The sequence below is a fragment of the Chitinophagales bacterium genome, from assembly GCA_020636535.1.
Taxonomy (GTDB): Bacteria; Bacteroidota; Bacteroidia; order Chitinophagales; family JADIYW01; genus JADJSS01.
In genome coordinates this window covers 185739-196621 of the sequence record JACJXT010000013.1, presented here as the reverse complement: position 1 = coordinate 196621, position 10883 = coordinate 185739, and the positions used below count along the sequence as shown (strand labels likewise).

At 27.7% G+C, this 10883-nt stretch carries 10 protein-coding genes and 1 tRNA gene; 4 read left to right on the top strand and 7 right to left on the bottom strand.

What is annotated here, in order from left to right; translation table 11 throughout:
• Positions 1–3 precede the first annotated feature (3 nt).
• Positions 4–540, top strand: a complete 537-nt coding sequence (locus tag H6553_13085) for a hypothetical protein (protein ID MCB9034767.1) — start codon at positions 4–6, stop codon at positions 538–540.
• A 124-nt stretch (positions 541–664) separates the two neighbouring features.
• Here the strand turns inward: H6553_13085 and H6553_13080 are convergent, their stop codons facing one another.
• Together H6553_13080 and H6553_13075 are read right to left on the bottom strand one after the other, a co-directional pair.
• Entirely contained in the window at positions 665–1261 is a 597-nt protein-coding gene (locus H6553_13080; GenBank protein ID MCB9034766.1) for a hypothetical protein, read from the bottom strand.
• Between the two features lie 24 nt (positions 1262–1285).
• On the bottom strand, positions 1286–2173 hold the full coding sequence (locus tag H6553_13075; protein ID MCB9034765.1) for a cation transporter: 888 nt from the start codon (positions 2171–2173) through the stop codon (positions 1286–1288).
• Positions 2174–2256: 83 nt separating this feature from the next.
• Here H6553_13075 and H6553_13070 point away from each other — a divergent pair.
• Positions 2257–2330: transfer RNA gene (locus H6553_13070), tRNA-His, on the top strand.
• 174 nt (positions 2331–2504) lie between these two features.
• Here H6553_13070 and H6553_13065 read toward each other — a convergent pair.
• Positions 2505–3215, bottom strand: a complete 711-nt coding sequence (locus H6553_13065) for a methyltransferase (protein MCB9034764.1) — start codon at positions 3213–3215, stop codon at positions 2505–2507.
• A 231-nt stretch (positions 3216–3446) separates the two neighbouring features.
• On the bottom strand, positions 3447–4877 hold the full coding sequence (locus tag H6553_13060; GenBank protein ID MCB9034763.1) for a redoxin domain-containing protein: 1431 nt from the start codon (positions 4875–4877) through the stop codon (positions 3447–3449).
• A 107-nt stretch (positions 4878–4984) separates the two neighbouring features.
• Here H6553_13060 and crcB point away from each other — a divergent pair, with 107 nt between their 5' ends.
• Positions 4985–5371, top strand: coding sequence for a fluoride efflux transporter CrcB (crcB, locus tag H6553_13055; protein ID MCB9034762.1), 387 nt, complete (start codon positions 4985–4987; stop codon positions 5369–5371).
• Here crcB and H6553_13050 read toward each other — a convergent pair.
• The 3 genes from H6553_13050 to H6553_13040 form a co-directional block, all read right to left on the bottom strand.
• Positions 5354–6184 carry a hypothetical protein gene (locus tag H6553_13050; protein ID MCB9034761.1) on the bottom strand — a complete coding sequence of 277 codons (831 nt, stop codon included), beginning with the start codon at positions 6182–6184 and terminating at the stop codon, positions 5354–5356. The two genes, crcB and H6553_13050, sit on opposite strands and share 18 nt — an antisense overlap.
• 148 nt (positions 6185–6332) lie before the next feature.
• Complete coding sequence (locus H6553_13045) at positions 6333–7838, bottom strand: acyl-CoA dehydrogenase family protein (GenBank protein MCB9034760.1); 1506 nt, start codon at positions 7836–7838, stop codon at positions 6333–6335.
• A 362-nt stretch (positions 7839–8200) separates the two neighbouring features.
• On the bottom strand, positions 8201–8917 hold the full coding sequence (locus tag H6553_13040; GenBank protein ID MCB9034759.1) for a hypothetical protein: 717 nt from the start codon (positions 8915–8917) through the stop codon (positions 8201–8203).
• A 339-nt stretch (positions 8918–9256) separates the two neighbouring features.
• Here H6553_13040 and H6553_13035 point away from each other — a divergent pair, with 339 nt between their 5' ends.
• Entirely contained in the window at positions 9257–10759 is a 1503-nt protein-coding gene (locus tag H6553_13035; protein MCB9034758.1) for a hypothetical protein, read from the top strand.
• Positions 10760–10883: the final 124 nt, after the last annotated feature.

The following is a 10883-nucleotide window of genomic DNA, read 5'->3' as shown; positions in this document are numbered from 1 at the left end:
ATTATGAACAAAATTAGTTTGATTTTACTCTTAGTGTTTTGTTTAACTGCCTGTGATTCTAAAAATAAATCTGAAATAAATAATTCTAAGAGTGTGTTTGAATTAGGTGAAAATGGAATAGATACAGTTTTAATTCTACTTAATTCAAAAGAGGTATTAGTCTTAAGAACTGATTTTTCTTCTGATAGTGAATGGGAATATATTTGTGATATGATTTCTGAGTCTGGAAAAGATTTAGGATTTAAACCATATGTTGAATTTCTAAACAGAAGAGAATTTAAAGGACTAAAACAGAAAGATATTCTAAATATGCTGTGCTATTATAAACATCCACTTATTTTTATAGTTGATAATATTACAATAGAAAATAAAGAATATCCAATTTTATGTGTTGATTTATATGATGAATTAGGTGCTTCATTTAGAGTAATTCCTTCTGAAATATGGTCTGTTGAAAATAATCTATCAATAGCAAACATGGATTTTTTAGATTTTATGAATGCAACAGATAAAGATGAAATTTTTAGAGGATATAAATAATATTATTTTTAAACTTATAATATTTTCTTGTTATGGGAAGAAAATAAATATTAAACTAGTTTTTTTATATTTTCCCAAGCAAAACTTACTATAACTGATTAGTATCTTGAGTTGTATAAAAGAACTATCCTCTTCTTCTTTCTAGTAAAATCATCATCATTAAACCAAGCATTACTCGGTCGTCATCGTCGCTGTCCATTGTTCCAATTTTAGTTAATAAAAATCGTCTTCCAAAAAACGAAGGTTGTTTTTTAAGTCGCACTATTTTATTTTGATTGGCATCTATCACTAAGTAAGATGGATTAAACAAATATCCTGTAAGCAAACTTAATATTGGAATTTCACCTAAAAAAGAGTCTAATACTTTTATCCACGGATTTTCTTCATGTATAGTATATTGTGGTCTTTCGTCTTCGTCTATAATTTCGTAGTGCGATTTCCAAATCGACTTCCAACCTTTTCGAGCAATTTTTCCAAACTCAACTCCAGTTTCATCAAAAAAAGAATATACCGCAGAAAAATCTAACCATCTATCTGCTTTTATTCTATAGTTAATTTTAGTTTTAGAAGTATCAGCATAAATAGCAATATCTTCTTTTAGTTTAAACATTTTTTGTCGCACATAAGCCATAATCTGACCGTTGGCATCTGTAGCAGTAAAGTCATTAGCAAAAGTGCTAATTCTAAAGGTAAACTGAACAGGAAATTGAATGTTTTGCATAGTTTTAATTTATTTACGAATATACTAATTTTCTATATCTAAAGAGCAAAAATCATCTTTATTTTCTATTTCTATAGTAATGTGTTCAATAGCAAATGGCTGCAGTTTTTCATGCACCATGGCTTTTATTGTTGCATTGTTTTGTTGATTGATAGGCAAGTTGGTAACAATATGAGCAGTCATAATATTACTATTGCCATCTAAACTCCAAATATGTATATCATGTATTGAAGTAATATATTCAATTTCTAAAAGTGTAGATTGTATATCTTTAATATTTATATTTTCTGGCACTGCTTGTAATATAATTTTAATAGACGATTTGATATTGCGATATACATTAAACATAATGATACAAGCAATTATAAACGATAAAATTGGGTCGATGATATACCAATTGGTAAAATAAATAACCACGCTACCAATCAATACTGCAATCCAACCTAAAATATCTTCTAGAAAGTGTAGTGCTACTACTTTTTCGTTGTGTGAATGCCCTTGCTTGAGTCGCCACATTGCCAAACTGTTTACTGCAATACCTAAAATAGCTAGCAAAAACATACCTTGAGTGTTCATTGGTTCTGGATTTACTAATCGTGGAATAGCAGATTTTAAAATAAAAAATGAACCAATAATTAAAATAATACTATTAATAATTGCACCTAATAAAGAGTAACGAATATAACCATAAGTATAGTTGTCGTCTTTTTCTTTTTGAGCTATTTTTTGAAAGTACCAAGCCAGACCAAGTCCAAGCGAATCACCAAAATCATGCAAAGCATCAGATAAAATGGCTAAGCTATTGGTAAATATTCCACCAATAATTTCAATAATGGCAAAGCACAAATTAATAAAAAAGGCAGCTTTAATGTTTTTGGTTTCTATATTGTGATGATGATGGTGATTGCCCATGTGATAAAAATAAAAAATAATTTACATTGCAATTCTAAAAACTTATTATATTTGCACTTCAAAATTAGTTCTTTTACTATATGGACACTGTAGCTCAGTTGGTTAGAGCATCGGTTTGTGGTTCCGAGGGCCGTGGGTTCGAATCCCATCAGTGTCCCATATAAAAAGAAGTTTTCCTGTTTTTTTAATGCTGGCTTTTCAAAATAACTTTGTTTTTAAATTTTTTAAAAGAATACTACTACACTTCCTAGTATTTTTTTTGTAGATTGTATTTGACTAGATCCTGAAATAAATTCAGGATAAGAATTGTTTAAGCTAATTTTCATTTTTTCTAGAACGCCAAATAATAATCTTGTAGTAAATTACTGAATATTGAAGTATACGAATCGTCTTCGTTTTTTATAATTATTTCGCTTGTATTTATAGTACTACTTGCTGTTAATGATGCTTTTAAAAATACTCTTATTGCTTGATGTGTTGTTTTGTGTTTAATGAAAATAATTTCGTTAACATGTAAATTATTGTTACGCATTAGTTGTATGAGTGCTGTATATTGTTCTGCTGATAGCAATAGATAAATACTAGTATTACTATTAGATAGTTCATATATTTTTATAAATAATGAATTAAATGCTGCATCATCAAAATGTTTTGCAGTGTTGTGTTGTACTTGTTTTGATTTTAAATGATTTTTATAAAACGGTGGATTGCAAACGATAGCATCATATTGTTTAGAAGTCGTATAGTTGAAAAAATCATCATAAATAATATTAATATTAGTAAAACTATTTTTTACTATATTTTCTTTTGCTTGTTCATAGCTACTCGTATCTCGTTCTATAGCATCAATCATTAGAGTACAATGTTGCTGTGCAATAATGCAAGACAATAAACCAGTGCCTGTGCCTACATCTAGTAAGTTGCCTTGTAATTTTTGTTGAGCTATCCAAGCACCAAACAAACAAGCATCGGTGCTGACTTTCATAGCACATTTATCTTGATGAATGGTAAATTGTTTAAACTTGAAATAAGTGTTTGACATTGAGCTAAAATTAGACATTAGAAATTTATTGCGAAAACCACAGTGTAAAAAATATTTTGTTTAAAGTGAAATCAAGTGAAAACTCTTGACATGGTATAATGCTTTCAGACAGAAATTAGAATAAGGCATAGTATTTCCCGCAGACAACGCAGATAATCGCAGAAAATAATGCACTAATTTTTTTGATGAAACTGAATAGTCTTTAATGATATTATAGAATTAACTATTTTATTAATTTTTATTTGCTTCCATTTTTATTAAATAGCTAATGTAACCGTATAAGTCGGCTACTTTTAAATTTTTAGCTTTTATTTGTTTTGTACTGTTGTTAATTAAATAAAGTTTTGGTGTAGAACTGGTATTGTACTCTTTTCTAAAAGCACTTTGTACATATGGATCCCAACCTGTAATCCATTCAGTATGACAGTTTTTAGCTGCAAAAGCTTTGAAGTTTTTTTCATCGGTATCTATTGCAATAGACACTACTTGTACGCCAAGTGTTTTTATAGAATCGTAAGCTGCTTTTATTTCTGGAATTTCTTGTTTACAATGTCCACAGTCAGAATCCCAAAATATTAAAAGTGTATATGCATGTTGATTCATCAAGCTATAAAAGTTATAAGTATTATAGCTACTGTCTCTAAAAATAAAATTTGGTGCTGTGTTTCCAATAATTGTAGGTCTTATTTCATCTATATATTTTTTTAGTTTATCTAAACTTTCTTTTTCTGACCACCAAGCTTTTCCATTTAAATAATAATTATCAGATAAATAAATATAAATTTTATCATAACCCATGATGTCGCTCTTAGCATATTTATCAAAAATAGTATTTAATGAATATTGATATAATAAATCATTAGATTTAGTTTTTTCAATTAGTTTATCAATTTCTACAATTAAAGAATCTGGATTTGGATTAGCATACATATCAAAATACTTAGTTAAGTACGATTTAAAAATTGGTGTTCGTACATAAGCAGAATCTTTAAAGTTGATAATATCAAAATAATGTTGCTTAATATAGGTAAGTGTAGCAGTAGTGTCTATCCAGTTTCTATCTTTATCTAGTTGTTCTTTTGGAACATTAGGCGAGTTCATAATGCTTAGTAAACTTCCGTACAATGTATTTGGATATTGCTTAGCTAAATTACTTCTAGAATTAGATATATGTATATTATTACTATCTAACTTTTCTTTTTGTACTTTATACTCCTGTGTTTTTGGATTTAAATCTTTTAATGATTGATTGAGTGATGCATTTTCTTTTCCAACGGGCAACATAAAATATAAATCTTTATACATGACTTCATTTTCTTTGCTGCCTTTTACTTTCATATGATTTACCAAATCGGCTGTATCGGTAGCTAGTGTAAATTGATGTTCTTTAATGATAAAATCAAAATAAGTATATTTTAAATCAGGAAAAGCCAATAAATAAACACCATCTGCATATTTTTCTGGCGACTCAATTGTAAGTGTAGCATTTTTATCAAACACCAATGTATCTGCTATAAACTTGCTGTTTTCGTAGTAGTAAGCCAAAATAGCTTGCTTGTTTTCTAAACCTTTTACAGTTATTTTAATGCCTTTACTTTGTGCTGCAAATGCTACATTACTTAAAAATGCAATTACTAATAAAATGGTAAATATTTTCTTCATAGGTAACTAGATATAGTATATCAATTTTCGTTCCGAAATTAAAGATTTAAAGCAATTTGAAGTAATTTTAATTGTGAAATTGTTTTAATAGCCACTATATTAGTGCTATGAATTGGCTGTATGTTTTTATTGGTGGTGGATTAGGCAGCGTTTGTAGATATTTAACTGCTAATTGGTTGAATGAGTTAGAGTTTAAAGATTTTCCTATTGGTACTTTAGGTGTAAATTTAATAGGCAGTTTTATTATTGGATTTGTAATTTGTTATTTGCAGTTTAATAATATGTTAGAAGATAAATTAAAGTATCTTTTAGTAGTAGGATTTTTAGGTGGTTTTACTACATTTTCTTCTTTTGCATTAGAAAATTTTTTACTGATAGAACGCAAAGCGATTAAAACTTCGCTACTATATATAAGTAGTTCTTTGTTTTTAGGAATTTTGTTGGCTTATATTGGCTATTGGTTGATGAATAGAATTTTAGTTTCTAACCTCTAACCTAACTACCCATAAATCTTTTTGTTCTGCTTGATTATAGACTTTTTCCATAATAGCCATAACTTTTGCATTGTAGTATTTTGGATTAAAAGTTTCTTTTGTAGTAATTAAAATTTCGTTCTTACTATCTGAGTTATTATAAACTTTATTGATTTTAGTTTGTGGAATTGAAAAAGTACTTAGTTTGTAAGCAAGTGTTTTGTACATACCTTCTGCTAAGTTTTTATCTTCTGTTTGTAAGAAATTACATTGCCAATAATATTTATCATTAGCATCTTTAATGTATAATGCTTCGTAAGCTTCTTTTACTAAAAATTTAGAGAAATAAATATTTTCTGAACCATAATATTTTGCTGTATCTAGTACATTAGCACATTGTTTAGGAATTTGGTCTAAGGCAACTTCTATACCTTGCTCAAAACTAATGTATTTGTAATCTGGTATTTGCCACCAAGTTGGATTCATACTTTGTGTTACTCTTATTCTATTAATTTCGTAGTAGTGTTCTATACCATTATATCTTAATACTTTTAAACTCATAGGTGTTCCTACTTTACCAAGTACTAGTTTTAAAACTTCACTATAACTTTTTTGATGAACAGGAATTTTATCAATTTCTAAAATTAAATCACCAGGTCTTAATTTATCTGCATTAATGTAATTGTTATACTCTAAAGCTCTAATAATTGGTCGGTCTTTAATAGTATCAAAGATAGCCAAGCCACCAATTCCACCTTCAGAAAGATTTGGAGAGGCACTAAAAGCTGTTGAACCAAAAAGCAAAATCAATAAAGGAAAAATATAAGACTTCATAATTACAAAGAGTTTAGATATAAAAAAACCCATGGCTTACTTTTTATAGTAAACAATGGGTTTATGTTCCTTACAAAATTAATAAAAAATATCTTAAGTCAGTATTAAGATTTAAATTTTAACATATATCAAAATATTAAGAAAAATTTTAATGTTTTCTAAATAAACTTCCAAAACTCATCATTTGCATAATATCTGATACTTTTACTTTGCCTGTCATAAATGCTTCTTGCGGATTTAATGCACCTTGTTCTATTGCTAAATAAGTGTCGTCATCTGTTTCTACAATACAATTTGGCTCACCATTTAAACCTTTATCTATATTGAGTTGTCCATCATTAATAGCAACTGTATAATTGTCATTACTAAATTTAAAATGAAAATTCATTTGTTTACCAGCAGCTTTTTCTTGTTTAAATCGATTTGGTAAACTAGCAAAAACATCAGCCACAGAATTTAGTGCTGTTTTAGTATTTTCTTCTGTTGAATTAGAAACTGCTTTTTCATAAGATTTATCATCAATAATCATTTTGGCTAGTATTTCTCGCATAATTTCAGAAGTACCACCACCAATAGTACCAATTCTGCTATCTCTAAAAGCTCTTGCCACTTTATATTCTTCCATATAACCATAGCCACCAAAAAATTGTAAACATTGGTACATACATTTATCAGCCAATTCGGTAGATAGTAATTTGGCGATAGAACTTTCTTTTACTGCATATTCATTATCTGCATTAAGTTTACAAGTATGCAAAACATAATTTTTTACGCATTCTACTTCGGCTACTAACTGAGCAATTCTATGTCTAAGTACTTGAAATTTATTGATACTTCTACCAAAAGCTTGTCTTTCACTCATATATTGTAGTGAATAATTAATTACTGCCTCGCAAGAAGCATAACCCATTATAGCACCAGACAACCTTTCGAGCTGAAGTCCACCCATTAAATAATAAAAACCTTTACCTTCTTCACCTAGTAAATTTTTAGTAGGCACTTTTACATCGTCAAAATGTAATTCTGCAGTGTCGGAAGCATGCCAACCTAGCTTTTTAAGTTTATTTTTTGTAATGCCTTCGCTGTTTAAATCTACAACGAGTAAACTAACACCAGCAGCACCAGCTTCTGGATTTGTTTTGCAAACTAAAATTACAAAATCGCCATATACACCATTGGTAATAAATGTTTTAGCACCACTGACAATATAGTGGTCACCATTTTTTATAGCTTTTGTTTGAATATTTGCTGCATCGCTTCCAGCACCAGGTTCAGTAATTCCAATACAAGCAATTTTTTCTCCAGCAATTGCAGGTTTTAAATAGTTTTCTTTTAAAAAAGTAGAACCATGATGAAACACATAAGGTGTACTCATAAATACTTGAACGGCAGCAGTAATAGTAAAACCACCAGAAAATACTTTAGAAATTTCTTCGAGCATGACTACATTATAAAAGAAATCGAGATTGCTACCGCCAAATTCTTCTGGATAGCATAGACCGAAATAACCCATTTCTCCAAATTTTTTCCAAAAAGCACGATCTATTTTTCCACTAGCTTCCCATTCATCAATATAAGGAATGGCTTCTTTTTCTAAAAAATCTCTAATAGTTTTTCTGAAAGACTCATGTTCTTGATTAAAGTAATAACTCATAGGTGTTTAATTTTTTATTGTTTGCCTAATTTACAAAAGATTTATCAACAGTTATTGATAAAAAAGACATAAAAAAAGCAACCCATTGCAGGTTGCTTAAAAAAACTACTAACTAATAAAGGGTATTTTATGTCACATTTTTTGACGATATTTTAAATTAAATTACTGATTTTCAATAATTTAAAATTTTTAAAGTTTGATTTTACATGTCACAAAAACATGTAAACTGTTTATGCTATTCTTGTTTGTTAGTGTACCTTTACATTACACTCTTCCAGTATAGGAACTTAAAAGCTCAAATTAAACTGGAAACATAAGAACTCCTTTTAAATAGACATCTTTTTTAGATGTCTATTTTTTATTTACGCTTTAGTACCATAGTCATCTACTATAATTCCATAATCATCTACTATGATATTGTTTTTAGCTGTCATGCCATAGTCATCTACTATAATTCCATAATCATCTACTATGATATTGTTTTTAGCTGTCATGCCATAGTCGTCTACTATAATTCCATAATCATCTACTATGATATTGTTTTTAGCTGTCATGCCATAGTCGTCTACTATAATTCCATAATCATCTACTATGATATTGTTTTTAGCTGTCATGCCATAGTCGTCTACTATAATTCCATAATCATCTACTATGATATTGTTTTTAGCTGTCATGCCATAGTCGTCTACTATAATTCCATAATCATCTACTATGATATTGTTTTTAGCTGTCATACCATAGTCATCTACTATAATTCCATAATCATCTACTATGATATTGTTTTTAGCTGTCATACCATAGTCATCTACTATAATTCCATAATCATCTACTATGATATTGTTTTTAGCTGTCATACCATAGTCATCTACTATAATTCCATAATCATCTACTATGATATTGTTTTTAGCTGTCATACCATAGTCGTCTACTATAATTCCATAATCATCTACTATGATATTGTTTTTAGCTGTCATGCCATAGTCGTCTACTATGATGTTATTTTCAGCGAATGCACTATTTAAAGCAAAAGATGCAGTTAATAATACTGTAAGAATTGAGGTTTTGATTAATGTTTTCATGATGTGTCTGTTTTAATTTTTTGTAAAACTATTGCAATGAAATCGGTACACCAAAACAGTTTTCACCGTTTTGTGACATTATAGATTGAGACACATTTGGATAAATATATATATAATCAACTGATTATCTGTGAATTACATAATCAATTTACTATTTTGATTTACTATTTTGTGACAAATTAGCCACTTAAAAAAATATTCTAAGGCAAAGATGATAAATATTTTGATAATATAAAAAAAAGTAAATGCCATTTTGTGACATCAAAAAAATAAGTGTTTATTTTTTAACTATCTGATTATTAGGTGTATATTTGTTTTTTTATACTAAATTTGTGACATATGGAAGTGCTAAAAGAATTAGTACAAGTGGCAAATAGAAGGAAATTAACACGCATTGATGTGTTTGATAAGACTTTTTTGCAAAGCACAGATAGTTTATACTATAAACTTTATGAAGGTATAGAACAAAATCTTTTTGAAGATGATAAAGCAGCATTAACCTATATATATGGTGATGAAAATTTAGAAAATCAGAAAAACAATTACAGGCAGCTTAAATCTAGATTTAAGAAGAAAATGATTAAAACGCTACTTTTAATTGATTCTGATGAAGTATTTGTTAATAACATAAAAACCAAAGCATATTTTGATTGCTTAACTATTTTACACTCTGTTGATGTATTGGTAAGGTTAAAAGGATTAAGTAAAACAGTGGCAGAAATTATAGAAGACAATTTAGCACTAGCAAGAAAATTTAATTTTTATGATATTTTAAAACAATATTATTTTTATTTATCTAATTATTATAGTATAAGTGGCAATAAAAAACAATTTGAAAAAAATAAAAAGCTGTATTATAAAAATGCTTCTTTCTCTAATTTAGATATGGAAGCAAAATTATTATACTACGAAATTGTAAATGTATTTTCATCTGATGCTGAAATAAGTGAAAGTAAATTAAGTAGTGTATATGAAAATTTAATTAAATTAAAAAAGAAATCAGATGAATTAAAAGATGCAGAAGTACAATATTTTTACATATACTCAAATTTAATATATTTTGACGCTATTGGAGATATGCACCATTTAGATGATTATTGTAATCAACTAGAGGTATTGCTTAATAACGATAAATATATAAATAGTATACCTAGAAGAATTTTATTACTTTTAAATCGACTTAAAGTATTTTTGCATAATAGAGATTACAAAAATGGAATTAAGTTTTTCGTTGCCTCTAAAGAAGCAAAATTTAATAATAAAGGTCATTACAATTGGTTTTTAATTAAAGAGTTTGAATTTAAGTTGTATTTAAATGCAAAAGCGTTAGACAAAACAGAAAAAGTTATAGCAGAAGTACTCAATAATAAATCAATAGATACAGTGTATTCTCATTTAAAAGAAAAGTGGTACATCTTTAATGCCTATTATAATTTTATCAAGCAACATGAACAACAAGGTGATTTTAAATTTTCTTTAGTCCGATTTTTAAACCAAATACCTTTTTATAGTAAAGATAAAGCTGGTTTTAATTTTACTTCTAAAGTAATAGAAATTTTATTTTTAATTGGACAACAAAAGTTACATAAAATAGTAGACAAAATAGAATCGTTAAAAGTATATGGTAAAAGATATATTAATCAAAATTATTATAATAGATCTATTTTATTTTTAGAAGTACTCATTAATGCAGTAGAATATTCTTTTAATCCAACTAAGCTATCAAAAGACAAATCATATCTTAAATTAAAGAAAGACAAAAATTATATTCTTGCAGATTGGGAAGTTGTACCTTATGATGCACTGATTGATATTATTATTAAAATCTCTAAAAAGAAATAAAAAAAAAGGGTATGCATTGCACATACCCAATCAGACACAAAGTCTAGAAACATAAAAACCCTGTTCCAAATATATAACATCAATTTAGAATTTACAAATATTTCCTATTTTTTTTTTGAAAAAA

What these genes read in the sequence shown, in the direction of transcription:
- H6553_13040 (MCB9034759.1), bottom strand. Translation starts at nt 8,917, where the DNA reads ATGAAAACATTAATCAAAACCTCAATTCTTACAGTATTATTAACTGCA.
- H6553_13050 (MCB9034761.1), bottom strand. Translation starts at nt 6,184, where the DNA reads ATGAAGTCTTATATTTTTCCTTTATTGATTTTGCTTTTTGGTTCAACA.
- crcB (MCB9034762.1), top strand. Translation starts at nt 4,985, where the DNA reads ATGAATTGGCTGTATGTTTTTATTGGTGGTGGATTAGGCAGCGTTTGT.
- H6553_13045 (MCB9034760.1), bottom strand. Translation starts at nt 7,838, where the DNA reads ATGAGTTATTACTTTAATCAAGAACATGAGTCTTTCAGAAAAACTATT.
- H6553_13060 (MCB9034763.1), bottom strand. Translation starts at nt 4,877, where the DNA reads ATGAAGAAAATATTTACCATTTTATTAGTAATTGCATTTTTAAGTAAT.
- H6553_13085 (MCB9034767.1), top strand. Translation starts at nt 4, where the DNA reads ATGAACAAAATTAGTTTGATTTTACTCTTAGTGTTTTGTTTAACTGCC.
- H6553_13065 (MCB9034764.1), bottom strand. Translation starts at nt 3,215, where the DNA reads ATGTCAAACACTTATTTCAAGTTTAAACAATTTACCATTCATCAAGAT.
- H6553_13035 (MCB9034758.1), top strand. Translation starts at nt 9,257, where the DNA reads ATGGAAGTGCTAAAAGAATTAGTACAAGTGGCAAATAGAAGGAAATTA.
- H6553_13075 (MCB9034765.1), bottom strand. Translation starts at nt 2,173, where the DNA reads ATGGGCAATCACCATCATCATCACAATATAGAAACCAAAAACATTAAA.
- H6553_13080 (MCB9034766.1), bottom strand. Translation starts at nt 1,261, where the DNA reads ATGCAAAACATTCAATTTCCTGTTCAGTTTACCTTTAGAATTAGCACT.